26 protein-coding genes, 1 other RNA gene and 2 pseudogenes are annotated in these 23,251 nt (G+C 72.8%); 12 read left to right on the forward strand and 17 right to left on the reverse strand.

What is annotated here, in order from left to right:
* Positions 1–26: 26 nt before the first annotated feature.
* From ACIGXW_RS21715 to ACIGXW_RS21725, 3 genes are all read right to left on the reverse strand, one after another.
* A complete protein-coding gene (locus tag ACIGXW_RS21715; protein WP_079274507.1) occupies positions 27–671 on the reverse strand; it encodes a class I SAM-dependent methyltransferase in 645 nt (214 codons plus the stop codon).
* Positions 672–763: 92 nt separating this feature from the next.
* Positions 764–1,369 carry a response regulator transcription factor gene (locus tag ACIGXW_RS21720; RefSeq protein ID WP_071966741.1) on the reverse strand — a complete coding sequence of 202 codons (606 nt, stop codon included), beginning with the start codon at positions 1,367–1,369 and terminating at the stop codon, positions 764–766.
* Between the two features lie 8 nt (positions 1,370–1,377).
* Positions 1,378–2,568 carry a sensor histidine kinase gene (locus tag ACIGXW_RS21725; RefSeq protein WP_399574508.1) on the reverse strand — a complete coding sequence of 397 codons (1,191 nt, stop codon included), beginning with the start codon at positions 2,566–2,568 and terminating at the stop codon, positions 1,378–1,380.
* A gap of 175 nt (positions 2,569–2,743) precedes the next feature.
* Here ACIGXW_RS21725 and ACIGXW_RS21730 point away from each other — a divergent pair, with 175 nt between their 5' ends.
* The 3 genes from ACIGXW_RS21730 to ACIGXW_RS21740 all read left to right on the forward strand — a co-directional run bounded on the left by ACIGXW_RS21730 (position 2,744) and on the right by ACIGXW_RS21740 (position 5,732).
* The gene (locus ACIGXW_RS21730; protein WP_399574510.1) at positions 2,744–3,619 is read left to right on the forward strand and encodes a MaoC/PaaZ C-terminal domain-containing protein; all 876 of its coding nucleotides are present in this window, start codon (positions 2,744–2,746) and stop codon (positions 3,617–3,619) included.
* Positions 3,620–3,693: 74 nt separating this feature from the next.
* Complete coding sequence (locus ACIGXW_RS21735) at positions 3,694–4,770, forward strand: Zn-dependent alcohol dehydrogenase (RefSeq protein WP_071966708.1); 1,077 nt, start codon at positions 3,694–3,696, stop codon at positions 4,768–4,770.
* A complete protein-coding gene (locus tag ACIGXW_RS21740; protein WP_399574512.1) occupies positions 4,767–5,732 on the forward strand; it encodes a 3-oxoacyl-ACP reductase in 966 nt (321 codons plus the stop codon). Before ACIGXW_RS21735 ends, ACIGXW_RS21740 begins: the two co-directional genes overlap by 4 nt.
* Before the next feature lie 53 nt (positions 5,733–5,785).
* On the opposite strand, the gene ACIGXW_RS21745 is transcribed toward ACIGXW_RS21740, so the two are convergent.
* Together ACIGXW_RS21745 and ACIGXW_RS21750 are read right to left on the reverse strand one after the other, a co-directional pair.
* A complete protein-coding gene (locus ACIGXW_RS21745) occupies positions 5,786–5,941 on the reverse strand; it encodes a hypothetical protein (protein ID WP_177338559.1) in 156 nt (51 codons plus the stop codon).
* 252 nt (positions 5,942–6,193) lie between these two features.
* The gene (locus ACIGXW_RS21750) at positions 6,194–7,393 is read right to left on the reverse strand and encodes a hypothetical protein (RefSeq protein ID WP_399574514.1); all 1,200 of its coding nucleotides are present in this window, start codon (positions 7,391–7,393) and stop codon (positions 6,194–6,196) included.
* A gap of 204 nt (positions 7,394–7,597) precedes the next feature.
* Between ACIGXW_RS21750 and ACIGXW_RS21755 the strand changes: the two genes are divergently transcribed.
* The 4 genes from ACIGXW_RS21755 to ACIGXW_RS21770 all read left to right on the forward strand — a co-directional run bounded on the left by ACIGXW_RS21755 (position 7,598) and on the right by ACIGXW_RS21770 (position 11,494).
* Positions 7,598–8,635 (forward strand): ABC transporter substrate-binding protein, encoded by a 1,038-nt coding sequence (locus ACIGXW_RS21755; RefSeq protein ID WP_399574516.1) that lies wholly within the window; start codon positions 7,598–7,600, stop codon positions 8,633–8,635.
* A 75-nt stretch (positions 8,636–8,710) separates the two neighbouring features.
* Positions 8,711–9,550, forward strand: a complete 840-nt coding sequence (locus tag ACIGXW_RS21760; protein ID WP_399574518.1) for a Nif3-like dinuclear metal center hexameric protein — start codon at positions 8,711–8,713, stop codon at positions 9,548–9,550.
* Positions 9,551–9,563: 13 nt separating this feature from the next.
* Positions 9,564–10,307, forward strand: coding sequence for a zinc ribbon domain-containing protein (locus ACIGXW_RS21765; RefSeq protein ID WP_399574662.1), 744 nt, complete (start codon positions 9,564–9,566; stop codon positions 10,305–10,307).
* Between the two features lie 5 nt (positions 10,308–10,312).
* Positions 10,313–11,494, forward strand: coding sequence for a bifunctional RNase H/acid phosphatase (locus tag ACIGXW_RS21770; protein WP_399574520.1), 1,182 nt, complete (start codon positions 10,313–10,315; stop codon positions 11,492–11,494).
* Positions 11,495–11,516: 22 nt separating this feature from the next.
* Here the strand turns inward: ACIGXW_RS21770 and ACIGXW_RS21775 are convergent, their stop codons facing one another.
* Complete coding sequence (locus ACIGXW_RS21775) at positions 11,517–11,885, reverse strand: hypothetical protein (RefSeq protein ID WP_399574522.1); 369 nt, start codon at positions 11,883–11,885, stop codon at positions 11,517–11,519.
* A gap of 297 nt (positions 11,886–12,182) precedes the next feature.
* On the opposite strand from ACIGXW_RS21775, the pseudogene ACIGXW_RS21780 reads away from it, so the two are divergent.
* Positions 12,183–12,353 (forward strand): annotated as a pseudogene (locus ACIGXW_RS21780) (DUF397 domain-containing protein); the annotation flags it as partial.
* On the opposite strand, the gene ACIGXW_RS21785 reads toward ACIGXW_RS21780, so the two are convergent.
* Positions 12,316–13,233, reverse strand: coding sequence for an alpha/beta fold hydrolase (locus ACIGXW_RS21785; RefSeq protein ID WP_399574665.1), 918 nt, complete (start codon positions 13,231–13,233; stop codon positions 12,316–12,318). The pseudogene ACIGXW_RS21780 and the gene ACIGXW_RS21785 overlap by 38 nt on opposite strands.
* A 251-nt stretch (positions 13,234–13,484) precedes the next feature.
* Here ACIGXW_RS21785 and ACIGXW_RS21790 point away from each other — a divergent pair, with 251 nt between their 5' ends.
* Positions 13,485–14,186 (forward strand): TetR/AcrR family transcriptional regulator, encoded by a 702-nt coding sequence (locus ACIGXW_RS21790; RefSeq protein WP_399574524.1) that lies wholly within the window; start codon positions 13,485–13,487, stop codon positions 14,184–14,186.
* A 19-nt stretch (positions 14,187–14,205) separates the two neighbouring features.
* Here the strand turns inward: ACIGXW_RS21790 and ACIGXW_RS21795 are convergent, their stop codons facing one another.
* Genes ACIGXW_RS21795 through yaaA form a run of 4 tightly spaced genes read right to left on the reverse strand, consistent with a single transcriptional unit; the run spans position 14,206 to position 16,413 of the window.
* Positions 14,206–14,604 carry a hypothetical protein gene (locus ACIGXW_RS21795; RefSeq protein WP_399574526.1) on the reverse strand — a complete coding sequence of 133 codons (399 nt, stop codon included), beginning with the start codon at positions 14,602–14,604 and terminating at the stop codon, positions 14,206–14,208.
* A complete protein-coding gene (locus ACIGXW_RS21800) occupies positions 14,601–14,885 on the reverse strand; it encodes a hypothetical protein (RefSeq protein WP_399574528.1) in 285 nt (94 codons plus the stop codon). The genes ACIGXW_RS21795 and ACIGXW_RS21800 overlap by 4 nt, the downstream gene beginning before the upstream one ends.
* 41 nt (positions 14,886–14,926) lie before the next feature.
* Entirely contained in the window at positions 14,927–15,562 is a 636-nt protein-coding gene (gene eda / locus ACIGXW_RS21805) for a bifunctional 4-hydroxy-2-oxoglutarate aldolase/2-dehydro-3-deoxy-phosphogluconate aldolase (RefSeq protein ID WP_399574530.1), read from the reverse strand.
* Between the two features lie 53 nt (positions 15,563–15,615).
* A complete protein-coding gene (yaaA, locus tag ACIGXW_RS21810) occupies positions 15,616–16,413 on the reverse strand; it encodes a peroxide stress protein YaaA (protein ID WP_399574532.1) in 798 nt (265 codons plus the stop codon).
* Positions 16,414–16,509: 96 nt separating this feature from the next.
* Here yaaA and ACIGXW_RS21815 point away from each other — a divergent pair, with 96 nt between their 5' ends.
* Together ACIGXW_RS21815 and rnpB are read left to right on the forward strand one after the other, a co-directional pair.
* Entirely contained in the window at positions 16,510–17,973 is a 1,464-nt protein-coding gene (locus ACIGXW_RS21815; RefSeq protein WP_399574534.1) for an RNB domain-containing ribonuclease, read from the forward strand.
* A gap of 29 nt (positions 17,974–18,002) precedes the next feature.
* Positions 18,003–18,412, forward strand: an RNA gene (rnpB, locus tag ACIGXW_RS21820) — RNase P RNA component class A.
* A 129-nt stretch (positions 18,413–18,541) separates the two neighbouring features.
* Here the strand turns inward: rnpB and ACIGXW_RS21825 are convergent.
* The 5 genes and pseudogenes from ACIGXW_RS21825 to ACIGXW_RS21845 all read right to left on the reverse strand — a co-directional run.
* A pseudogene (locus ACIGXW_RS21825) lies at positions 18,542–18,724 on the reverse strand (hypothetical protein); the annotation flags it as partial.
* Between the two features lie 38 nt (positions 18,725–18,762).
* Entirely contained in the window at positions 18,763–18,900 is a 138-nt protein-coding gene (locus ACIGXW_RS21830; RefSeq protein WP_399574536.1) for a hypothetical protein, read from the reverse strand.
* Positions 18,901–18,966: 66 nt separating this feature from the next.
* On the reverse strand, positions 18,967–19,617 hold the full coding sequence (locus tag ACIGXW_RS21835) for a TetR family transcriptional regulator (protein ID WP_399574666.1): 651 nt from the start codon (positions 19,615–19,617) through the stop codon (positions 18,967–18,969).
* 78 nt (positions 19,618–19,695) lie between these two features.
* The gene (locus tag ACIGXW_RS21840; protein WP_399574538.1) at positions 19,696–20,130 is read right to left on the reverse strand and encodes a thiol-disulfide oxidoreductase DCC family protein; all 435 of its coding nucleotides are present in this window, start codon (positions 20,128–20,130) and stop codon (positions 19,696–19,698) included.
* A 5-nt stretch (positions 20,131–20,135) separates the two neighbouring features.
* Positions 20,136–20,546, reverse strand: a complete 411-nt coding sequence (locus ACIGXW_RS21845) for a hypothetical protein (RefSeq protein WP_399574540.1) — start codon at positions 20,544–20,546, stop codon at positions 20,136–20,138.
* A gap of 197 nt (positions 20,547–20,743) precedes the next feature.
* On the opposite strand from ACIGXW_RS21845, the gene ACIGXW_RS21850 reads away from it, so the two are divergent.
* Complete coding sequence (locus ACIGXW_RS21850; protein ID WP_399574542.1) at positions 20,744–21,301, forward strand: superoxide dismutase family protein; 558 nt, start codon at positions 20,744–20,746, stop codon at positions 21,299–21,301.
* 21 nt (positions 21,302–21,322) lie between these two features.
* Here the strand turns inward: ACIGXW_RS21850 and ACIGXW_RS21855 are convergent, their stop codons facing one another.
* The gene (locus tag ACIGXW_RS21855; protein WP_399574544.1) at positions 21,323–23,239 is read right to left on the reverse strand and encodes a stealth family protein; all 1,917 of its coding nucleotides are present in this window, start codon (positions 23,237–23,239) and stop codon (positions 21,323–21,325) included.
* Positions 23,240–23,251 lie beyond the last annotated feature (12 nt).

Raw genomic sequence — 23,251 nt, forward strand, 5'->3', positions numbered from 1 at the left:
CACGCGGGCGATGCTAGCGCTGCCGCTCAGATTCCGAGACCCGTACGCCGCAGTACGCGCAGCGAGCGCGTCACAGAGACCTCGGTGAACGCACCCGACTCCAGGGCCCTGCGGTACACGCGGTACGGGGCCTGGCCGCCGTCGGCCGGATCGGGGAAGACGTCGTGGATGACGAGCAGCCCTTCGGGCGCGACGTGCGGGGCCCAGCCCTCGTAATCGGCGCTCGCGTGCTCGTCGGTGTGCCCGCCGTCGATGAACACCAGGCCCACGGGCCGGCCCCACACCCGCGCCACCTGCGGCGAGCGACCGACCACGGCGACGACGTGCTCCTCGAGCCCGGCCCGGTACAGCGTCCGCCGGAAGGTCGGCAGCGTGTCCATCAGCCCCACCCCCGGCGCGTCGTCGACCAGGGACGCGTCGTGGTACTCCCACCCGGGCTGCTGCTCCTCGCTGCCGCGGTGGTGATCGACGGTCACCACCACGCCGCCCGCGGCGCGGGCGGCCCCGGCGAGCAGGATCGTCGAGCGCCCGCAGTAGGTCCCCACCTCCACCAGCGGCAGCCCCAGCCGCCCGGCCTCCTCGGCCGCCGCGTAGAGGGCGAGCCCCTCGTCCACGGGCATGAACCCCTTCGCCGTCTCGAAGGCGGCGAGTATCTCGGGCGTGGGAGCCATGGCTGTCCTGTCCTCCGGCTGCGTGGGGGGTGCGTACGCCGCCCATGCTGCCGCACCGCGCCCGAGGAGGCGGGGGCGGGGCCGCCGCTCCCCTACAGCCAGCCGTTCTGACGGGCCGCCCGCACCGCCTCCATGCGGTTGCGGGTCTGGGTCTTGCCTATGGCCGCCGAGAGGTAGTTGCGGACGGTCGCGGGGGAGAGATGGACCCGGGCGGCTATGTCGGCGACCGTGGCGCCGTCGACCGCGGCGCTGAGGACGTCGCGCTCGCGCTGGGTGAGGGGGTTGGGGCCGGCGCTCAGGGCGGCGGCGGCCAGGGCGGGGTCGATGACGCGTTCGCCGGCCAGCACGCGGCGGATGGCGGCCGCGAGGTCCTCCACGGGGCCGTCCTTGACCAGGAAGCCGGTCGCGCCCGCCTCCATGGCGCGCCGCAGATAGCCGGGGCGGCCGAAGGTGGTGAGGATCAGCACCTTGCAGCCGGGCAGCCGGGAGCGCAGGTCGGCGGCGGCGTCGAGGCCGCTGCGGCCGGGGAGTTCGATGTCCAGCAGGGCCACGTCGGGGCCCGTCGCCAGGGCCTGGGGGAGGATGTCGTCGCCGTTGCCGACCTGGGCGACGATCTCGATGTCCTCCTCCAGGCCGAGCAGCAGCGCGAGCGCGCCACGCATCATCCCCTGGTCCTCCGCCAGCAGTACCTTGATCAGTTCGCTGCTCACGCGGCCCGCTCCTCCTCGTCGTTCTCGTCCACCGGAAGTTCCGCCACGAGGCGGAAACCGCGCCGCCCGTCGGGGCCGGACATCAGGGAGCCACCGGCCGCGGCCAGGCGCTCGGTCAGGCCCTTCAGGCCGTTGCCGCCGTTGCCGGCCGCCGCACCGGAGGGCCCGTCCGACCCTACGCCGCACCCGTCGTCGCTGATCTCCAGATGGACCCGGTCCTGCGCACCCCGCACCTCTATCGCGCACCGCTGCGCACCGCTGTGCCGTACGACGTTGGTGACGCCCTCGCGCACCACCCACCCGAGCAGGGCGGCCGTCTGGGGCGGCAGCGGGGGACCGGACTGACGGATGTCGGCGGTTATCCCTGAGGCGTCGAGCAGGGACCGGGCGCGCTCGAGCTCGGTGGTCAGGCTGCCCTCGCGGTAGCCGGTCACGGCCTCGCGTATCTCGGTGAGGGCCTGGCGGCCCACGGCCTCGATGTCCGCGGCCTGGCCCAGCGCCGCGTCCAGATCGCGGGGCGCCAGGCGCCGTACGGCCTCCGCCTTGACCACGATCACGGACAGGGTGTGGCCGAGCAGGTCGTGCAGGTCGCGGGAGAAGCGCAGGCGCTCGCGCTCGACGGCGGCGTGGGCCAGCCGCTCGCGCGTGGCCGACAGCTCGGCGACGATCTCGGAGAGATTGAGGATGGCAGCGGCGACGAGCCCGGACAGCGAGGTGCCCCAGGCGATGGCCAGGACGTTCTGCGTGCCGCTCTGGACGGACAGGATGACCCCGACCGTGGTGCCGAAGAAGCCCATCGCCACCGACAGCCAGCGGCCCCTGTCGCGCAGCACCACCCCCGCCGCCAGCGACAGCAGCGGGAAGCACAGCAGCCAGTCGCCGCCGTAGCCGATGGCCATCGCGTAGGTGACCAGGGCCAGAGCGCCCAGCGTGAACAGCGGAGTGCGGCTCTCGCGGCGCTGCTTGTCGAGCCCGGTGACGACCGTGACGAAGTAGAGCGCGAGGAAGGCCAGTACCCCCGCGCCCGCGAGCCACGGCAGTGCCACCTCCCCCTGGAAGAGATCGATCACGTCCCCGGTCAGGATGAACATCCAGGGACAGAACGTCCGCCAGGTCGGCGACTTCAGCCGCCCGGTCCCCCCGAGGCCGGGCCTGCCGCGCCCGGGCCTCTCCACGCTGTGTTTCATGCTTCGACCCTAAGGAACGGGACCGGCGCGGGGCAGTCGCGTATGTCCCCGGTTGCTCATGACATTTGTCTTCCCCCGCCTGACATTTGTCTTCCCCCGCCCCGTGCCATGGGCTATACATGGGCGATTGGGTAGAACGCGTTCTAGTCGCCGTCAGACGGGAGTACGGACCTCCATGCCCATCGACCCCGCCAAGGCCACCGCCGCCGCCCCCCGCGTCGCCCCCCTCGCCTGGGGCCCGAAGGACATCCTGCTCTACCACCTCGGCATCGGCGCCGGCATCCCCGCCACCGACCCCGACGAGCTCCGCTACACCCTGGAGAGCCGGCTCCACGTCCTGCCCTCCTTCGCGACCGTGGCCGGCGGCGGCATGGCCGGCTCCGGCCTGAGCACCCCCGGCATCGACGTCGACCTCTCGGCCGTCCTGCACGGCGGACAGACCGTCACCCTCCACCGCCCCCTGCCCGTACGCGCCACCGCCGCCACCCGGACCTCACGCGTCGCCGCCGTCTACGACAAGGGCAAGGCCGCGGTCATCGTGCTGCGCGCGGACGTCACGGACGACGACGGGCAGCCGCTGTGGACCAGCGTCAGCGACATCTTCGTCAAGGGCGAGGGCGGCTTCGGCGGCGAGCGCGGCCCCTCCGCACGGCCGCCGCGGCCCGAAACCCCCGCCACGGCACCCGACCTGACGGTCGAGCGGCACGTCCGCGAGGACCAGGCCCTCCTCTACCGCCTCTCCGGCGACTGGAACCCCCTCCACGCCGACCCGGAGTTCGCCAAGCTCGCCGGCTTCGAGAAGCCGATCCTGCACGGCCTGTGCTCGTACGGCATCGTCCTCAAGGCCGTCGTCGACACCGCGCTCGACGGCGACGTCGCCCGCGTGCGCTCGTACACCACCCGCTTCGCCGGCGTCGTCTACCCCGGCGAGACCCTGCGCGTGCGCATGTGGCGCGACGCACCCGGCCCCGGCCGCATCCAGGTGAGCGTCACCGCCGTCGAGCGGGCGGACGCGCCGGTCCTCACCGACACCGTCGTCGAGCACAGCTGACAGCACCCCTGCCAGCACCCCACCCCTGACAGCACCCCTGACGCAGCCCGCTTCGCCCGCGAAGGGAGCACCCCATGCGCGCCGCCGTACAGCTCGAGACAGGACAGGACAAGCTCGAGGTCCTCGACGACGTCGAAGCCGTGGGCTTCGGCCCCGGCAAGGTCAGACTGCGGATCCGGGCCGCCGGGCTGTGCCACTCCGACCTCTCCGCGATGTCCGGCGTCCTGCCCCAGCCCGCGCCCTTCGTCCCCGGCCACGAGGGCGCCGGCGACGTCGTTGAGGTCGGCGACGGCGTCACGCACGTCAGGCCCGGCGACCGGGTCCTGCTGTGCTGGCTGCCCGCCTGCGGCGGCTGCGCCTCCTGCCGGCGCGGCCAGGGCCGGCTCTGCCTCGCCGGCTTCATGAACTCCGGCACCCCCAACTTCCGCCGCCACGACACCGACGTCTTCGGCTTCGCCGGCACCGGCGCCTTCGCCGAGGAGGTCGTCGTCGGCGCCGGATGCGCCGTGCCGATCCCCGACGACGTGCCGTACGAGATAGCCGCCCTCATCGGCTGCGGCGTCACCACCGGCCTCGGTGCCGCCCTCGACACCGCCCGCGTCGCCGCCGGTTCCTCGGTCGCCGTCATCGGCTGCGGCGGCGTCGGGATCTCCGCCGTCCAGGGCGCACGGGTCTCGGGCGCCGCCCGGATCGTCGCCGTCGACCCCGTCGCCTCCCGCCGCGAGGCCGCCCTGCGCTTCGGCGCCACCGAGGCCGTCGCGCCCGAGGGCCTCGCGGACACCCGGGCGCGCATCACCGGCGGCGAGGGCTTCGACTACGTCTTCGAGGCCGTCGGCAAGTCCGCCACCGCCCGCAGCGCCTACGAGGCCACACGGCGCGGCGGCACGCTGTGCGTCGTCGGCGCCGGGGCCATGGACGACCACTTCCAGGTCAACATGTTCGAGCTGTTCTTCGACGAGAAGAAGATCCTGCCGTCGCTGTACGGCGGCGGCGACGTGCTGCGCGCCTACGAACGCGCCATAGCCCTCTGGCGGGCCGGCCGCGTCGACCTCGAAGGGCTGATCACCCACCGCGTCCCGCTCGCCCACATCAACGACGCCGTCGACCAGATGCGCACCGGCGAGGCGCTCCGCACCTGGATCACGATGTGACCGGCCGCGATACGGCGGGCGCCCCGCCGCTCCACGGCCGGACCGCCGTCGTCACCGGCGCCGGACGCGGCCTCGGCCGCGCCGAGGCCCTCGCCCTCGCCCGCCTCGGCGCCGCCGTCGTCGTCAACGACTACGGCCGGCCGGGCCGCGACGGCTCCGGCGAGGCGTCCGCCGCCCCCGCCGAGGCCGTCGTCGAGGAGATCCGCGCGGCGGGCGGCCGCGCCACGGCCCACGTCGGCGACGTGGCCGACTTCGACCGGGCCCGGGAGCTGATCCGGCTGGCCCTGGACACCTACGGCTCCCTCGACGTCCTCGTCAACAACGCCGGCATCCTGCGCGACCGCATGGTCTTCTCCATGACCGAGGACGAGTGGGACACGGTCGTCCGGGTGCACCTCAAGGGCCACTTCAACACCATCCGCTTCGCGGCCGCGCACTGGCGGGAACAGTCGAAGGCGGCGGGCGGCGCGCCGGTCTACGGACGGATCGTCAACACCTCCTCCGAGGCGTTCCTGGCCGGCTCGGCCGGCCAGCCGAACTACGCCGCGGCCAAGGGCGGCATCATCGGGCTCACCACCTCCACCGCCGAGGCACTGCGCAAGTACGGCGTCACGGTGAACGCGATCTGCCCGCGGGCGCGGACGCGGATGACGCAGGACGTCTTCGCGGGCACCGCGGCCCCCGCGGACGGCGGAACCGATCCGCTCGCACCCGAGCACGTGTCACCGCTGGTGGCCTATCTCGCGGCGCCGGGCGCGGCGGGCGTCAGCGGGCAGGTGTTCGTGGTGCACGGGGGGATGGTCGCCGTCATGGAGCGCCCCCGGGTGGCGGCGAGGTTCGACGCGAAGGGCGAGGTGTTCGAAGTGGCGGAGCTGGACGCTGCTCTGACGCCTTATTACGCGGCGCGGCCGTCGCACGAGGGCTTCGCGGCGCCGGAGGTACTGGGCCTGAGACGGGGGTGAGACCTCGAACGCCGGACGGGCCGCGATCGCAGCCCGTCCGGCGTTCGAAGGAATCAGCCGGCGTCGGCGCGGCGGTGCTTGCCGGGGGCGGGGGCGCGGTTCTCGTCCGGGGACGCCGGACCGCGGTGCCTGCCGGTGCCGGCGGCCGGGGCCTGGGCGGACGCCTCGAGGGGGCGCGCCTCGGTCGTGTCGGATCGGGCATCGGGCATGGGGAAAGTCACTCCGTCGGATGGGGATGCGTGCACTGCGCGTCGGGGCCACAGCAGTGGCGCACGGCGGCGCGGGCAACACCGGAAACCCGGATGTCAACACGCCTTCCACGCATGACCGTTCCACTCACCTCGGTTCACCCGGGTGCCCGGACGGTACGGCTGTGCGGCCCCCGCCCAAGTCTAACGGGACCTTGATCACCGAGCCACCCGCACTCGCAGGTGTGTCCGCTCGTTACGGCGTACGGGTCGTCACGACGTACGGGCGCAGGGCGCCTGCTGCAGCGGCACGGGCCGCGGCGCCGGCACCGTGCGCTCCCCCTCGGCCTCGCCCGGATCCGCGTCCGTCTCCGCGCCGGCGTCCGTGTCCGTCGCCGTCCGCCCCTCGGCCCCGGCCACCAGGACGTCGCCGTCCTCCGACAGCCGCAGCCGCGCCAGCCCGCACGGCACGCCCGGCGTGACGAACGGCAGCTTCAGCTCCCCCTCCGCCGTCCACAGCCCCGCCCCCGCCAGCCAGCCCGCCGGGCCCTGGAACTGCTGCAGCTGCTTCTTCGCCGGCCGCCACACCCCGAGCCAGCTGCTCACCGGCCCCCGGTCGATGCGGAACGCCACCGAGCTGGCCTCCGGCGCCAGCCCCTGTCCGGGCTGCGCCGCGAACGGCGTCAGCGTCGCGTCCGGCAGCAGCAGGCACTCGGGGAAGCGCACCGGCCGGGCCGAGCCGAGCACGCCCCAGCCCACCCGGTCGATGCCCGGCGCGTCGGAGCGTACGACCAGCAGGCCGCTGTCCGGCTCGGCCAGCAGCAGCCGGTCGTTGCTCTTCTCCGTGATCTGCAGCAGCGGGCTGGTCTCGCCGCCCCGGCCCAGGTCCACGACCACGGCCTTCGTCAGCCCCTCCAGCTCCCGGTCCAGCGCCAGCAGCCGCCCCGAGCGGTCCAGCCAGGCCCCGCCCTCGCACCGGCCCGGCACCGTGGCCAGCAGCTCGGGTCCGCCGACGCAGCCGTAGACCCGCCAGAGCGTGGTCTGCCGCTCGCCGTGCACGAGGGCGAAGGCCGAGGAGCCGTCGGGCGCGGGCGGCAGCAACGACAGCCGGGGGCACTCGATCGCCCCCAGCGGCAGCTCGCCGGTGCCCGGCCCGGTGGGGTAGAGCAGCGAGAGCGCGTAGCGCTCGGCGACGCGGCGCCGGATCAGCACCCGGCCGTCGGACAGCGGCAGCACCTCGCTGTCGGGCTCCTCCGGCTGGGTGCCGGGCAGGGACACGGCGTAGGGCTCGGGCCCGTCGAGGGTCCAGCGCTCCGGGAACCAGCCGTCCGTGCCGTGTCCGAGGGCCAGCCAGGCCGCGTACGAGCCGTCCACGGTGACGGTGAACGCCGGGCGCCGCGCGTCCACCGGCGGGCCACTCCGCAGGGTGGTTTGAGCGGCGCTCTGGGCGCTGTGGGGAGCACAGACCGTCATGAGAAACGTCACCTCCGGCACAGAACGTAGTTATCGCGGCTCCGTCTCCACCCCGCCACCCCCGGCGCTTCACGCGTAAGGGTGTTGCTTGGCCGGTTCGCCTGAGGGGCGGGGGGTGGGTGTGCTGCGTCCGTTCCGGCTGTTTAAGGTAAGGCGAGCCTAAGTGGCCATCCCCCCACTCATGCACCACCCCAGGAGTCCCCGATGCCCCTGCGCCGCCGCGGCACCGCCGCCGTCGCCCTGTCCATAGCCACCGCGCTCGCGCTCACCGCCTGCGGATCGTCGGGCGACGCGGAGGACAAGGCCGGCAAGGACGGCGGCGCGGGCTCCAAGAGCGTCGCGCAGGGCGGCAAGGACTTCGGCAAGGCCGCCGAGGAGACGGCGAAGATGGGCACGGACGCCCAGCCGGGCCGGTTCCCGCGCACCGTCACCCACGCGCTCGGCAAGACCGAGATCAAGGAGATGCCCAAGCGCGTCGTCGTCCTCGACGTCGGCGAGCTCGACAACGTCGTCTCCCTCGGCATCAAGCCCGTCGGCTGGGCCCCCAGCGAGGGCAGCAAGGACATCCCCGAGTACCTGAAGAAGGACATCGGCGAGCCCAAGAGCGTCGGCACCATCAACAACCTCAACCTCGAGGCCATCAACGAGCTCAAGCCCGACCTGATCCTCGGCAGCAAGCTGCGCGCGGAGAAGAGCTACAAGGACCTCTCCAAGATCGCCCCGACCGTCTTCTCCGTCCGCCCCGGCTTCACGTGGAAGGAGAACTACCTCCTCAACGCGGCCGCCCTCGACAAGACGGCCGACGCCAAGAAGCAGCTCGCCGCCTACGAGGCCAAGGCGAAGAAGCTGGGCGAGGACCTCGGCGAGAAGAAGCCGACCATCAGCATGGTCCGCTACCTCCCGCAGTTCACCCGTCTGTACGCCCAGCAGTCCTTCATCGGCACCGTCCTGAAGGACGCCGGCCTGCCCCGGCCCAAGATCCAGCAGGCCGACAAGCTCGCGGTCGAGATCAGCCCCGAGAACATCGACAAGGCCGACGGCGACTGGATCTTCACCGGCGTCTACGGCGACGTCGAGAAGACCAAGCGGAACTCCGCCGAGGAGAACCCGCTGTGGAAGAACCTCGAGGCGGTCAAGAAGGGCCAGGCCAAGGACGTCCCCGACGAGACCTGGTACCTGGGCCTGGGCGTCACGGCCGCGAACAGCGTCCTCGACGACCTGCGCGGCTTCCTCGTGAAGTAGGCCGCCGCACCGGATCCCACGGATCCGGCGAACAGCGAGAGCCGTACGGGCACGGGAGCCAGGTAGCCTTTCCCCGTGCCCGTACTGTCTGAAGTCATCGCCGCCCTCGACGCCCTGTGGCCCCCGGAGCGGGCCGAGCAGTGGGACGCCGTCGGTACGGTCTGCGGCGACCCCGACGCCACCGTCGGCCGGGTCCTGTTCGCCGTCGACCCCGTCCAGGAGGTCGTCGACGAGGCCGTACGGCTCGGCGCCGACCTGCTCGTCACCCACCATCCGCTGTACCTGCGCGGTACGACGACGGTCTCGGCCGCCACGTTCAAGGGCCGCGCCGTGCACACCCTGATCAAGCACGACATCGCCCTGCACGTCGCGCACACCAACGCCGACCGCGCCGACCCCGGCGTCTCCGACGCCCTCGCCGGCGCCCTCGACCTGCGCGTCACCGGCCCCCTCGTGCCCGACGCGAGCGACCCCGCCGGGCGCCGCGGCCTCGGCCGGATCTGCGAGCTCGACCCGCCGATGAGCCTCGCCGAGTTCGCCGAGCGCGCCGCCAAGCGCCTGCCCGCCACCGCGCAGGGCATCCGCGTGGCCGGCGACCCCGAGCGCACCGTCCGCACCGTCGCCGTCTGCGGCGGCTCCGGCGACTCCCTCTTCGCGGAGGTACGGGCCGCCGGCGTCGACGCCTACGTCACCGCCGACCTGCGCCACCACCCCGCCTCCGAGGCCCAGCAGCACAGCCCGCTCGCCCTGGTGGACGCCGCGCACTGGGCCACCGAATGGCCCTGGACCGAGCAGGCCGCGGCCCAGCTCGACGAGATTTCCGACCGCCACGGCTGGGGCCTGCGCACCCATGTCTCCCGTACGGTCACCGACCCCTGGACCGCCCACGCGGCGTCGTCCGCCCATCACCACTAAGAGGAGCCCCCAAATAAACGCCGCGCCCGCCGACCAGATCCGCCTTCTCGACCTCCAGGCCCTGGACGTCCGCCTCACCCAGCTCTCGCACAAGCGCACGAGCCTGCCCGAGCACGCCGAGATCACCACCCTCGAGGGCGACCTCGCCCAGCACCGCGACCTCCTCGTCGCCGCGCAGACCGAGGAGAGCGACTGCGCCCGCGAGCAGAAGAAGGCCGAGACGGACGTCGACCAGGTCCGCCAGCGCGCCGCCCGCGACCAGCAGCGCCTGGACTCCGGCGCCGGCATGTCCCCCAAGGACCTGGAGAACCTCCAGCACGAGGTCGTCTCCCTCGCCAAGCGCCAGGGCGACCTGGAGGACGTCGTCCTCGAGGTCATGGAGCGCCGCGAGGCCGCCCAGGAGCGGGTCAAGGAGCTGACCGGCCGGGTCGAGTCCGTCCAGGCCAAGGTCAACGACGCCGTCGCCCGCCGGGACGCCGCCACCGAGGTCATCGACACCGAGGTCGCCACCGTCACCAAGGAGCGCGAGGTCGTCGCCGCCTCCATCCCCGCCGACCTCATCAAGCTGTACGACAAGCTCCGCGCCCAGTCCGGCGGCGTCGGCGCGGCCCGCCTCTACCAGCGCCGCTGCGAGGGCTGCCGCCTGGAGCTGAACATCACCGAGGTCAACGAGGTCCGCGCGGCCGCCCCCGATGCCATCGTCCGGTGCGAGAACTGCCGCCGCATCCTGGTCCGTACGCCCGAGTCCGGCCTGTAAGCACCATGGCGAATCGCTTCATCGTCGAGGCGGACGGCGGTTCCCGGGGCAACCCGGGCCCCGCCGGCTACGGCGCGGTGGTGCTCGACCCCGCCACCGGCGAGGCGCTGGCCGAGGCGGCGGAGTACATCGGCACGGCGACGAACAACGTCGCCGAGTACAAGGGCCTGATCGCCGGCCTCGAGGCCGCGAAGGCGCTCGACCCGGGCGCCGAGATCCAGGTCCGCATGGACTCCAAGCTCGTGGTCGAGCAGATGTCCGGCCGCTGGAAGATCAAGCACCCGGACATGAAGCCGCTCGCCGCCCGGGCACAGGGGATCTTCCCCGCGGGCCGGGTCGCGTACCAGTGGATCCCGCGCGAGCAGAACAAGCACGCGGACCGGCTGGCCAACGAGGCCATGGACGCGGGCAAGGCCGGCCGGACGTGGGAGCCGGGCCGCTCGTCGGCCGCACTCGCGGTGGCGGCCTCCGCCGCCGCCCCGGCGGCTCTCGAGGTCCCCGCCGCCGAGCCGCTGGCGGAGCCCAAGGCCGCTCCGGTCGGCTGGGGCACCGCGGCCGACCTCGGCACGCCCACGACCTTCGTCCTGCTCCGGCACGGCGAGACCGCCCTGACGCCGCAGAAGCGCTTCTCCGGCAGCGGCGGTACGGACCCGGAGCTGTCGGCCGCCGGCCGCCGGCAGGCCGATGCGGCAGCGGCCGCGCTGGCCGCCCGGGGCACCATCCAGGCCGTCGTCACCTCGCCGATGCGGCGCTGCCGGGAGACCGCCGACGCGATCGCGAACCGGCTCGGGCTGGAGGTCCGCGTCGAGGAGGGCCTGCGCGAGGCCGACTTCGGCGCGTGGGAGGGCCTGACCTTCGCCGAGGTCAAGGAGCGCTTCCCCGAGGACCTCGACGCCTGGCTCGCCTCGTCGAAGGCCGCCCCCACCGGCGGCGGCGAGAGCTTCGCGACGGTGGCCCGGCGGGTCGCCCTCGCACGGGACAAGATGCTCGCCCGCTACGCCGGCCGCACGGTCCTGCTCGTGACGCACGTGACGCCGGTCAAGACCTTGGTGCGGCTGGCACTGGGCGCACCGCCGGAGTCGCTGTTCCGCATGGAGCTCTCGGCGGCCTCCCTGTCGGCGGTGGCCTACTACGCGGACGGCAACGCCTCGCTGCGGCTGCTCAACGACACCTCGCACCTGCGGTAGCCGGCACGGGTGCGCCCCGCGATCACGCGGGGCCCACCCGTGCCGCCCCCAGCCGCTTGCGTTCCCGGTCCTCGATGTCCTGCGGGCGGTCCCCGGTGGCTGCGACCCTCGGACAGGTGGGGCACTCCCACAGGTCCGGCGTGCCGAGGGCCGGCGGCGTCATGGGCACCGCGCAGTGCGGGCACTCCACCGTGACCGGCTCCACGTGACCGCACGTCCCGCAGACCCACAGCGGGCCCTCGCAGTCGTGCTGGCGCCACGCGGTCCGCTGACACCGGGAGCAGCCACTGGTCACGATCCCGGCCCGGGGGCTTATGACGGGCGGTTCCGGGGTCGTGTCCGCGTATTCGATGAGCTGCGCCCTGAGGCGGTCATCGTTCGTATTGGCCATCCGGAGCAGATGTGCGACTCGCGAGCGTGCTTCGTCAACGAAATCGTTCATGGCGGCTGCAGGTTATCGCCCCGCCGGTCACCCGCGTTCACATGTGGTCAATGAGCCGCCCGTTGGTGTCGCCCCATGGCGGCGGCCATGGCGGCGGAGATGCGGCGCAGGTCGGCGTCGGAGGGCGAGAGGGGGAGGGGTGGGGGCGGTGGGGTAGGGGATGGGCGCCATCGGTTTCCTCGTGCTTGACGTTGAAACACCCCATGTGGGTGACCAACTACCGGTTGTCGATCCAGAGTTGGGCACGACGCCGGGAACTGCATAGCAATAGCCCCCCATATCCCCGGCTTCGCCCCCGTAAGGGACAGTAAGCGCTCTCGCGGCCCCGCCCTGGTCTTCTCCGCCCCCGCGTGGAACGCATTCGTCGCGGCGACCAGGTCTACAGCGACCGCGCGAACCGGATCAGCGCATCCGTGACCTCCTCAGGTCGCTCCTGCTGGGCCCAGTGCCCGGCACCCTTCAGGAGGACCGCGGGTCGCAGGCGCGGAACGGACGCCGTGGGTCCGGCGAGCATGGCCTGGGCCTCGGGGGCGTGGAAGACGCCGTCGCGGTCGCCGACGACGTACAGCGCCGGCACCTGGATGGGGGCGTCACGCCACCGCGCGGTCAGTTCCCAGTTGCGGTCGAAGTTGCGGTACCAGTTCAGGCCGCCGGTGAACCCTGAGCGCCGGTACTCCGCGACGTAGGTGTCGATGTCGCGCTCCGTCAGCCAGGCGGGCAGCCGGTCGGGCTGGGTGAGGGAGTCGACGATCCTGCCGCTGGCGGGGATGGTGGCGTTCCAGCCCGGCCCGTCGCCGGAGCCGGTGTAGAGGATTCCGCGCAGGAAGCCGCGCGGGTCGCGGGCGAAGTCGGCGTCGGAGAGGCCCGGCTGCTGGAAGTAGACGATGTAGAAGTGGTCCCCGTTCGCGGCCCGCAGGGCCTCGACGGGGGTCGACGTCCCCTTCGGTTCCGCCCAGCGGTGCGGAACGCTGAGCCCTGCCACGCCTCTCACCCGGCGCGGGCGCATCAGCGCGGTGTGCCAGGCGACGATGGCTCCCCAGTCGTGGCCCACGACCGTGGCGCGCTGCTCGCCCAGGGCGTCGATGAGGCCGGTGACGTCGTCGACCAGGTGGGCGATGTCGTAGTCCTCGACCCGGTCCGGGCGGCTCGTACTGCCGTAGCCGCGCTGGTCGGGGGCCACGACGCGGTAGCCGGCGGCGGCGAGTGCGGGGATCTGGTGGCGCCAGGAGTACCAGGACTCGGGCCAGCCGTGCAGCAGCAGGACCAGCGGCCCCGAGCCGGCCTCGGCGATGTGCATGCGCAGGCCGTTGACGCGGATGTGGCGGTGCCGGATGGGGGGTGCGGTTGCGGCGTGGGCGGGGGAGAGCAGGGTGGAGGAGGCGAGCAGCGCGGCCAGTCCCGCGCCGCCCGCGCCACGGAGTAAGCCGCGGCGGGACAGGCTGTCTGAACTCATCGGAGAACTCCCCTTCGTGATGGTGCGTTGGAAAACTACACACCGTTCAGTTTTGCCACGCCGCACAGTAGCGCAACCCTGTAGAGTGTCAACCCATGGGAGCCCCGACGCAGACCCGCCGAGAACGCCTACGGGCGGAAACCACCGCGGAAATCAAGGCGGTTGCGCTCGCGCTCATGGCCGAGGGCGGGCCGGGGGCGATCTCGTTGCGCGCCATCGCCCGCGAGATGGGCATGACCGCGGGCGCGATCTACGGGTACTTCCCGACCCGCGACGATCTGGTCACCGCGCTGATCGACGACGTCTACACCTCGCTCGTCGACACGGTGGAGGCCGCGCGCGACGCGCTGCCGGCCGCGGACGTGGCGGGCCGGATCATGGCCTGGGGGCAGGCGTTCAGGGACTGGTCACTGGCCAACCCCGAAGGCTTCCGGCTGATTTACGGGGATCCGGTGCCGGGCTACCAGCCGCCCGGGGACGGACCGGCGGCCGGCCCGGAGCACCGGGCGTGTGCGGGGCTCAGCGGGCTCGTCGCGGCGGCGTGGCCGCAGGCGGAGGCGCTGCACGGCGGGGCGGGGTACGCATGGTCGGACTTCGACCCCAAGCTCGCGGAATCGGTGCGTGAGGGGTTCCCGGACCTTCCGCCGGACGCGGTCGCGCTGGCGCTGCGGGTGTGGGGCCGCATGCACGGGCTGGTGTCGCTGGACGTCTACGGCCGGCTGCGCTGGCAGGCGCGGGACGCGGAGCGGCTCTACCGAGAGGAGATGCGCGACCTGATCCGCTCTTTGGGGTTGTGAGTTCGCCCTGCCCCCACGGTCAGTAGAAGCCCAGCATGCCGGGCGAGTCGATGTCCACGGTGACCACGCCGGGCGGGTACGCGCCTTCGTTGCCGGTCAGCAGGATCGACATGCCGGTGAATTCAGGGCGCGGCAGCGCGCAGTACAGGGCGTGGCACGTGTCCGGGCTGCCGTAGCCGTCGCGAATCATCGTGCCGACGCCGACGGAGGCGACTGTGTCGAGGCTGTCGACGGCTACGGAGGAATAGGCGAGCGCGTGTCTGGAGGCGTTCTCCTCGTCCGCTTCCGCCTGCATCAGACACAGGGAGGGGATATTGAGATGCTCGCCAGGGGTACGGGCCATGTTGCTTGCGAGGAGGTTCAGGGTCTTGTGGCCCTGTGCGAGGGCCACAACGGCGCTGGTGTCGAGGATGATCACGCGGCGCTGCCCCGGGCGGCCCGGACCTTATCGGCAGCGATCTTGTAGATGTTGCCGAGAATGTCGGGCGCTTGATCGAACTCCTCGTCGCTGACGTCGACGCCCATGACCTGCCGCGCGACTTCCCGGTCGGCGGCGAGTTGTTCGGCCCGCTGCGCGGCGGTCGGCTGCCCGGCGGCCAGGGCCTCGACCAGCTGGCCGATGCTCATGCCGCGCTCCTTCGCGAGTTCCGCGAGGTGGTCGCGGGTCTCGCGCGGCACCTGAATCGTCGTGGATGTCATAGCGTCACTATAGAACCCCTACGGCCGCTGGCGCAGGCTGTTCAGCCCCCGAGCCCGGCGGCCCGGCGGGCCAGGCGTTCCACCCGCCCCCAGTCCTGGCGCCGCACCGCTTCGTCCGGCACCATCCACGTACCGCCCACGCATCCGACGTTCGGCAGCGAAAGATAAGCCCGGGCCGATTCGGGTCCGATGCCGCCGGTCGGGCAGAAGCGGGCGGCAGGCAGGGGGCCGGCGAGGGCTCGTACGTACGGGGCGCCGCCCGCGGCCTCGGCGGGGAAGAACTTCATCTCGCGTACTCCGCGCTCCAGCAGGCCCAGCACCTCCGATGCCGTGGAGACGCCCGGAAGGTAGGGCACTCCCGTGGCGCGTGCCGCGTCGAGCAGGGGTGCCGTGCAGCCGGGGCTGACCAGGAAGCGGGCCCCGGCCGTGACGGCGGCCTCCGCCTGCGCGGGGCGCAGGACCGTGCCGGCGCCGACGACCGCCTCCGGCACGGTGTCCGCGACCGCCCGTAACGCGGTGAGCGCCGTGGGCGTCCGCAAGGTGATCTCGATCGCGGGGAGGCCGCCCGCGACGAGGGCCCGGGCGAGCGGGACGGCGTCGTCGGGGTCCGCGTCGTCGGGCAGGACGACGACGGGGATGACGGGCGCGAGATCCAGGAGACCGGGCACGCCGGTCATCCTGCCGACGTGCCGCGGTCATCGCAATGGGCGTTGCGCTCCGCGCAATCGCGCTACAGCTCGGTCACCACGACGTCGAGCGCCCAGGGCTTGCCGCCCTTGGCCGGGGCGTCGCCCTCCACCGCGTACCCCAGCTCGCGCAGGGCCTCCGCCAGCTCGCGCGGGGAGGCGGGCTCGTGGCCGGCGGTGAGCAGGTCGCGGACGAGGCGCCCCTTGGTGGCCTTGTTGAAGTGGCTGACGACGGACCGCTTCTCGACGCCGTCGACGACCTTGGACTGCAGGACGCGGACCGTGGCGGTGCGCTCGGCGAGCTCGCCCTTCGGCTTCCAGGCGGTGGCGTACGCGGCCGAGCGCAGGTCCAGGACCAGCCCGTCGCCGGCGGCCTCGGGGAGGACGTCGGCCATGGGGCCGCGCCAGTAGGAGCCGAGCGCGCCCAGGCCGGGCAGCTTGACGCCCATCGAGCAGCGGTAGGAGGGGATGGCGTCGCCGATGCGCACCGCGCCCCACAGGCCGGAGAAGACCAGCAGCGAGCGGTCGGCCGCCTGCCGGGCGGCCCCGCTCAGGGTGGCGATGCCCAGGGCGTCGTACAGGACGCCGGTGTAGATCTCCCCGGCCGGGCGGGTCGGCGCCGTGCGCAGCTCGGCGTTCTTCGCGATCTCGCCCCGCAGGCCGGGGCTCAGGCCCAGGACCTCGGCGGCCTTGTCCTCGTCGCCGCGGCTCAGCTCCACCAGCTCCGCCAGCACGGCCTCCCGGGCCTCGCTCAGCCCCTGCAAGGACAGCGCCCCGGCCGCCAGCGGCTTTCCGGCGCCACCGGTGGCCTTCCCCTCGGACGGCGGCAACAGCACGAGCACGGTTCGGTCTCCTCACGGCGTGGACAACTCCTGCACCCTAACGCCGTCCGCCGCGCTCGCCGTGCCGCGAGCCGGTGGCGCCCCTAGGCTCGGGGCATGCCCCGCCGCCCGATCCATGTGACGGACACGGAGCGCACCCCGCTTCTGGCGGCGCTGCGTGCGCTGCGCGAGCGGACGCACGTACCGGAGCGGTTTCCGGAGCGCGTGCTGCAGGAGGCCGAAGAGGCCGTGCGGCGGCCGCGCATGCCCGCGTACGACGCGACGGACGTGCCGTTCTTCACGATCGACCCGCCGGGGTCGAAGGATCTCGACCAGGCGATGTTCCTGGCCCGGCGGCGGGGCGGCTACCGCGTGCACTACGCGATCGCGGACGTGGGCGCCTTCCTCCTGCCCGGCGGCGCGCTGGACGAGGAGGCGCACAGCCGGGTGATGACCCTGTACTACCCGGACGTCCGCATTCCGCTGTATCCCGAGAGCCTGGGCGAGGGCGCCGCGAGCCTGCTGCCGGACTACGACCGGCCCGCCGTGCTGTGGCGGCTGGACCTGGACACGGACGGGCAGGTGGTGGCGACGGACGTGCGGCGGGCGGTCGTACGGAGCCGGGCGCGGCTGGAGTACGCCGGGGTGCAGCGGGTCATCGACGCGGGGACGGCCGAGGAGCCGCTGTCGCTGCTGCGGGAGATAGGCATGCGGCGGGAGGAGCTGGAGCGGACGCGCGGGGGGATCTCCCTGAACGTGCCGGAGCAGGAGGTGGTGCGGCGGGGGGACGGCCACTACGCGCTGGCGTACCGGGTGCCGCTGCCGGCGGACGGCTGGAACGCGCAGATCTCGCTGATGACGGGGATGGCCGCGGCGCGGCTGATGCTCGGCGCGGGCACGGGCGTCCTGCGCACGCTGCCGGCCGCGCCCGAGGGCGCGGTGGAGAGGCTGCGGCGGGTGGCGAAGGCGCTGGGCGTGGCATGGCCGGCGGAGATGCCGTACGCGGTGGTCGTGCGGGCCCTCGACCCGAAGAACCCGCAGCACGCCGCGTTCCTGCAGGAGTGCACGACCTTGCTGCGCGGCGCCGGCTACGCCGCCTTCGACCGCGACCGCCCCACCACCCTCCCCGCCCCCGCCGACCCCGGCCACGCCGCGCTCGCCGCCCCGTACGCCCACTGCACCGCCCCGCTGCGGCGCCTGGTCGACCGCTACACCAGCGAACTGTGCGTCGCGGCGGCGGCGGGGCTCGCCGCCCCCGAGTGGGTACGGGCGGCGCTCGACGAGCTGCCCGGCGAGATGGAACGCGGCGCCCGGCGGGCCGGCGAGGCGGAGCGGGAGTGCGTGGACCTGGTGGAGGCGGCGCTGATGCGCGACCGGATCGGGCAGGTCTTCGACGCGTACGTGGTCGACGTCGTGGAATCCCGGCCGACGGCGGGCACGGTGCACCTGTACGACCCGGCGGTCGTCGGCCACGTCGAGGGTGACGGCGACGGGCCGCCGCTGCCGCTGGGCAAGCGCATGCGGGTGCGGGCGATCCAGGCGAATCCGGGGCGCGAGAAGGTGTGGTTCGCCCCCGCGTGAGCGGCCGGTAACATGGTCGTCACGGCGGACGAGCCGGCCGGGCGGCCGCGTGGGATCCTCACGGATCTCCCGAGGAACGTCCGGGCTCCATACGGCAGGGTGGTGGGTAACGCCCACCCGGGGTGACCCGCGGGACAGTGCCACAGAAAACAGACCGCCGGGGATCTTCGGATTTCCGGTAAGGGTGAAACGGTGGTGTAAGAGACCACCAGCGCCTGAGGTGACTCAGGTGGCTAGGTAAACCCCACCCGGAGCAAGGTCAAGAGGGGCGGTCGCTTCACGGCGGCGGCCCTGCGCGGACGATCGAGGGCTGCCCGCCCGAGTCCGCGGGTAGACCGCACGAGCCTGTCGGCAACGGCAGGCCTAGATGGATGGCCGCCGCCGCGACTCCCGCAAGGGACCGCGCGCACAGAACCCGGCGTACAGGCCGGCTCGTCCGCCTCTTACCCCGTCTGACCTGTGAAAACAGGCCCGACGGGGTTTCTTTTTGGCGCTGGTCACTGCCAGAAGAGTTCTTCGATCACGATCTGCGGGTCCGCGGTGCGACGGCACTGGCCGGGCTCCGGGTGTCCAGCCGCGGGTCGCGGGCGAGCGCGTACTCGGTCCACCAGCGGGCCATGAACGCCGGGACCGGTGTGAGGTCGTAGGTGTCGGCGATGTCCCGCTTCCAGTGCCGGTCGAAATCGGCGAGGAGCTGTGGGGCGTGGGCGGCGATCGCTTCCCGGAGAGCCTTCGGGTTGCGTTCGGGCATGGGGGGAACACCGGGCCGCTGTCTTGCGGAGTGGGCGCTCACGCGGCCTGCCCCTTGTCCTGCCCGGCCTTGGCGGCTTCGTTGAGGATCTGGCGCACGCGGGAGTCGGAGAAGCCGGCGGCCCCGGCGATCTCCGCCTTGCGGCCGTGGACAGGTTTGGTCTCGAACGCACGCACGATGGCGAAATGAACCGCGGGTCCGGGCCCCGGAAAACGGCTGGTGGCCGTCGGCCCCGCCCTGCCCTATTCCGACGGCCTCTTGCGGGCCGTGACCGTCTGGGCCATGCCCGGCAGGAAGTCCGTGAACAGTTCGTGCACTTCGAGGACGAGCGGGCGCAGCACCCGGAAGCGGGCCAGGGACACGCCGCGGGTGGTCAGGCGGGCGCCGCGGTCGGCCAGGCGGCGGCTGCGTTCGCGGTCGGGGGAGCGGTCGAAGACCCAGTACAGGACGAGGCCCATCTGGGACAGCCACAGCAGCTCCGGCAGTACGTCCGCGAGCTCGGCCGGCACCTTGGCCCGGGAGCCCGCCAGTACCTCGCGGTGGACGTCGATGGCCGCCTCGCGCGCGTGCTCGGACTCGGGGGAGAAGGGGCTGAGGGGGCTCTCCGGGTCGGCGGCGTTCTTGAAGAACTGCGCGGCGAACTCGTGGTACGGCGTGGCGATGTCCAGCCATGCCTGCAGCACCCCGGAGAGCCTCGCCTCCAGGTCGGTCTCCCGGTCCAGTACTTCGCGGACCGCCGCCTGGTGCTCGGCGGCGATCCGGTCGTAGAAGCCCTGGATCAGGTGTTCCTTGCCGGCGAAGTAGTAGTACGCGTTGCCGACGGAGACCCCGGCCTCCTTGGCGATGGCCCGCATCGTGGTCTTGTCGTAGCCACGCTCCTGGAAGAGCCTCATCGCGGTCTCCAGGATGAGGGTGCGCGTCTGCTCGCTCTTGGCCGGTCGGGGCTCGTTCTCTGCTGGCACGGTCAGAGCCTAATCGGGCACGGCGCAGCCGCTGTCGCAGGACGCCGGGCTTCGCTGCCACCGCGCCCCGCGGTACTTGGCCGCGGCCAGCACCGCGCCGCGCGCGAACCGCTGCCCGGAAGGGGTGCTGAACTTGTGCGCGAGCGGCCGGTAGTCGGCGAGCGCCCACAGGCAGACGACCCAGGCGCCGGCGCCCCGGTACACCTGGCCGCCGTCGCCGACCACGGTGATCTCCTCGAGGGTGGCGCCGTGGTCGAGTCGCGGAAAGCGGTGCCGGGCCTCGGGCGACCCGGCCGGCACCAGGTCGAGCGGCACGAGTCGGCGCTGGCGCACGAGCCAGTCGCGCAGGAAGATACAGAGCCCGCACTGCGCGTCGTACAGGACGGTCAGCCGGCGGACCGGGACGCCCTGGGCGTCCCGGCCGGCGGTGGCGACGGTGGCCACGGGGCTCACTTCCCGGCCGGTGCGGCCCAGGTGTAGCCCTGCGGTGCGACCGGCGGGGTCTGCTCGCGCTCCATCATTCCGCGCCGGCGGAACTTGTTGAGGGCGTAGACGTTGCCGAGGTGCATCACGCCGAGCACGAGCAGGACGACGCCGAGCTTTTGCGACAGCGCCTCGAACACCCCGCGGGCGTCGGCGATCGTGGCGTCGTCCTGCAGGTAGAGCGCGATGAATCCCAGGTTGACCAGGTAGAAGCCGACCACCAGCAGGTGGTTGACGGCGTCCGCGAGCTTCTCGTTCCCGTGCAGTACGTCGGCGAGGAAGACCCGCCCGTTGCGGCTGAGCGTGCGCGCGACCCAGACCGTGAGTCCCAGGCTGACCAGCAGGTAGATGACGTACGCGACGACTGTGAGGTCCACGTTCCGACCCTTTCTTGAACGTGTTCAAAACCCTGTTGGTCGTGACTGTAGACCTGTTTTTGAACGCGTTCAACCCGGCGGAGGCGAAAGGCTCGCGCTCCCGCCGCGCATCGTCCGGCCCGGCTGGCTACGGTGGATGGAAGGGCGCAACCACGGGGGAACGAGAGTGGGATCGTGCGCCGGAAGGGGGCAGGACGATGTCCTTGCTCATGTGTGTGCTCGCCGCCTCGATGGCCGTCGCGTCGCCCGCGGGCGGCATGGCCTGTCCGGGGGTGGTGGTGAACGCGGAGTTCAAGTCGGCCGCGGCCGGGGAGGATACGAAGCCCGCGGTGACGTTCGATACGAAGACGATTCCGGTGGGCAGCCGCGTCTCCGTGGTGGAGCGCACCGGCCGGGACGGCACGCAGGTCGAGCTGCGCGTGCAAGGGGTGGAGGCGAACCGGACGTTCGGCGCCCATGTGCACACCCAGGCGTGCGGCACCGTCCCCGACGCCTCGGGGCCGCACTACCAGAACCTCAAGGACCCCAAGCAGCCTTCCACGGACCCGGCGTACGCCAACGCCCGCAACGAGGTGTGGCTGGACCTGACCACCGACAAGGACGGCGACGGCGGTGCGGAGTCGACGGTGAAGTGGAACTTCCGTACAGATGAGGCCCGTTCGGTGGTCATCCACGAACACGCCACCGAGACCGCACCCGGGCACGCCGGCATGGCGGGCGCCCGACTGGCCTGCGTCGACGTGCCGTTCAAGTAGCGGGGCGGTGGCGCCCCTGCCTCAGGGGCGCTTCTCGAACGGGCTCGGGACGGGGAAGTAGCCCTCAAGGAAGGGGGCGATGAGCGCGTTGGTGCGCTCCATGTCCTCGGCCGTCGAGACTGTGTCGTTGATGCAGAAGACGTCCATGTCCCGGTTCGCCAGCAGGCGGTTGAGCCTGCGCGAGGTGTTCGGGTGCGCCAGGTCCATGTAGACGTAGCGCATCTCGGACGGTATGGCGCGGGCCTGGTGGTACGCGTAGTAGTGGTGCAGCGAGGAGGCCACCGAGAGGTCCTCGGGGCTGCGGAAGCGGGCGCGCGAGGTGGCCTTGTGGGCGTCTGCGTACCGCTCCTCGATCTCGGTGAGCACACTGCGGCTCAGGGCGTGCGGAACGTGCCGCATCTTCTGCGTGAAGGTGGTGGAGAAGCCCTCCTCCACCAGCGCTCTGTTGTTCTTCGCGGCCGCCGCCACCGGCGGGTCGGCGGGGTCGTGGGCGCCCAGCGGTATCAGCGCGGGGGAGGGGAAGAACTTCGTCAGTCCGTTGGAGAGGAAGAAGGTGTGCGGCGTCAGCGGGCTGCCGAGGAAGACGTCGTCGTTGAAGTAGAGGAAGTGCTCCGACAGGCCCTCGATGTGGTGCAGCTGGCTCTCGATGGCGTGCGAGTTGAACGTCGGCAGCGCGCTCGGGTCGGAGAAGATCTGCTTGTGGCTGACCACGCGGATGCCGGGGGCCGAGGTGTCCAGCCACTCGGGCGTCTGGTCGTCGGTGACCAGGTAGACCGTACGCACCCAGGGCGCGAACTGGTGCAGCGAGCGCAGCGAGTACTTCAGCTCGTCGCGGCTGAGGTAGCGGGCGTCGTTCGCCGCCTCCTCGTGGCGGGTCTCCGCGCCGCCCGCGTCGCGCTGGGCCTGGGCGCGGCGCTGCGCCCAGACGGGGTCGCTGCCGTCGACCCAGGTGTAGACCACGTCGATGGGGAAGGTGATGTCCTGCGGCAGCCGGAGGGTGAGCTCCGGGCGGGTGCGGACCGTGCGACGGGCCGGGCCGTCGGACTCGCGCGCGGCGTCCGCCGCGTCCGCTGTGTGCCCCAGCGGGCCCGTGAACAGCTCCATGGGCGCCTCGACGTCCGGCGCGAAGGCCGGCACCTCCTCGACCACGCCGTTGCGGCGCGGGGCGACGAGCACGGGGCCCCCGGGGCCCTCCTCGCGGGTCCAGAACTGGATGTCGCAGCCGTGCTCCTGGCCCAGGACCAGGGCGCCGTCGGCGGTGGTGCGGAACCACGTGACGCGGGTGACGTCGCTCTTCTCGACCTGGCGCCAGGTGTTCGCGACGAAGCCGGGCAGCGCCTGACCGGGGACGTTGTCCCGGTTCACGGGCGCCACATAGCCGGGTATGTGACCGCACAGGCGGGCGAGCTGCTGCAGGACCCGGCGGCGGTCGGCGGCGGCCACGGCGACGGCGGGAGTGGTGCCGGCGGTCGCGGTGCGCACGCAGAAGTGGGCGATGCCGGCGTCCTCGAGCGTGGAGCAGACCAGGGCGAGCGTGTCGGCACGGGTGCCGTGCGGGGTGAGGGCGGGGTCGACCAGGGCGATGTGCGCCTTGCCGTCCACGAGGACCACGCGCGGCAGGGCGTCGTCGAGGTGGCTCGCGTAGCGGCGCTTGAGCCGCCTGCCGCGGATCTTCTGGCGGCGCTGCTGGAGGTCGAGGGAGTTCGCCATGTGCTGCATCAGGGCGCCGCGGGTCTCCACGGACACGCGCTGGGCGATCGCCCGGCGGGCGCTCGCCGGCAGGACCCGGCGGTAGGCCTTGACCAGCCCGGACTTCTCGGGGTTGGCGCGCGGGGCGGGGGTGCGTGCGGCGGGTACGGCGGCCGGGGCGTCCGCGTTGCCTGCGGCGGCAGGAATGTGCACGCCGTGGGCGGCTGGGGTCGACGGCTCCCGTGACATGATCGATTCAAC

Origin of the sequence: Streptomyces sp. NPDC053079, assembly GCF_044546695.1 — a bacterium.
GTDB lineage: Bacteria > Actinomycetota > Actinomycetes > Streptomycetales > Streptomycetaceae > Streptomyces.

What these genes read in the sequence shown, in the direction of transcription:
- eda (WP_399574530.1), bottom strand. Translation starts at nt 15,562, where the DNA reads ATGACCGGCGTGCCCGGTCTCCTGGATCTCGCGCCCGTCATCCCCGTC.
- ACIGXW_RS21775 (WP_399574522.1), bottom strand. Translation starts at nt 11,885, where the DNA reads ATGGCCAATACGAACGATGACCGCCTCAGGGCGCAGCTCATCGAATAC.
- ACIGXW_RS21815 (WP_399574534.1), top strand. Translation starts at nt 16,510, where the DNA reads ATGCCCCGCCGCCCGATCCATGTGACGGACACGGAGCGCACCCCGCTT.
- ACIGXW_RS21855 (WP_399574544.1), bottom strand. Translation starts at nt 23,239, where the DNA reads ATGTCACGGGAGCCGTCGACCCCAGCCGCCCACGGCGTGCACATTCCT.
- ACIGXW_RS21785 (WP_399574665.1), bottom strand. Translation starts at nt 13,233, where the DNA reads ATGCACATCGCCGAGGCCGGCTCGGGGCCGCTGGTCCTGCTGCTGCAC.
- ACIGXW_RS21770 (WP_399574520.1), top strand. Translation starts at nt 10,313, where the DNA reads ATGGCGAATCGCTTCATCGTCGAGGCGGACGGCGGTTCCCGGGGCAAC.
- ACIGXW_RS21735 (WP_071966708.1), top strand. Translation starts at nt 3,694, where the DNA reads ATGCGCGCCGCCGTACAGCTCGAGACAGGACAGGACAAGCTCGAGGTC.
- ACIGXW_RS21725 (WP_399574508.1), bottom strand. Translation starts at nt 2,568, where the DNA reads ATGAAACACAGCGTGGAGAGGCCCGGGCGCGGCAGGCCCGGCCTCGGG.
- ACIGXW_RS21790 (WP_399574524.1), top strand. Translation starts at nt 13,485, where the DNA reads ATGGGAGCCCCGACGCAGACCCGCCGAGAACGCCTACGGGCGGAAACC.
- ACIGXW_RS21715 (WP_079274507.1), bottom strand. Translation starts at nt 671, where the DNA reads ATGGCTCCCACGCCCGAGATACTCGCCGCCTTCGAGACGGCGAAGGGG.
- ACIGXW_RS21745 (WP_177338559.1), bottom strand. Translation starts at nt 5,941, where the DNA reads ATGCCCGATGCCCGATCCGACACGACCGAGGCGCGCCCCCTCGAGGCG.
- ACIGXW_RS21800 (WP_399574528.1), bottom strand. Translation starts at nt 14,885, where the DNA reads ATGACATCCACGACGATTCAGGTGCCGCGCGAGACCCGCGACCACCTC.
- ACIGXW_RS21835 (WP_399574666.1), bottom strand. Translation starts at nt 19,617, where the DNA reads ATGAGGCTCTTCCAGGAGCGTGGCTACGACAAGACCACGATGCGGGCC.
- ACIGXW_RS21850 (WP_399574542.1), top strand. Translation starts at nt 20,744, where the DNA reads ATGTCCTTGCTCATGTGTGTGCTCGCCGCCTCGATGGCCGTCGCGTCG.
- ACIGXW_RS21730 (WP_399574510.1), top strand. Translation starts at nt 2,744, where the DNA reads ATGCCCATCGACCCCGCCAAGGCCACCGCCGCCGCCCCCCGCGTCGCC.
- ACIGXW_RS21750 (WP_399574514.1), bottom strand. Translation starts at nt 7,393, where the DNA reads ATGACGGTCTGTGCTCCCCACAGCGCCCAGAGCGCCGCTCAAACCACC.
- ACIGXW_RS21755 (WP_399574516.1), top strand. Translation starts at nt 7,598, where the DNA reads ATGCCCCTGCGCCGCCGCGGCACCGCCGCCGTCGCCCTGTCCATAGCC.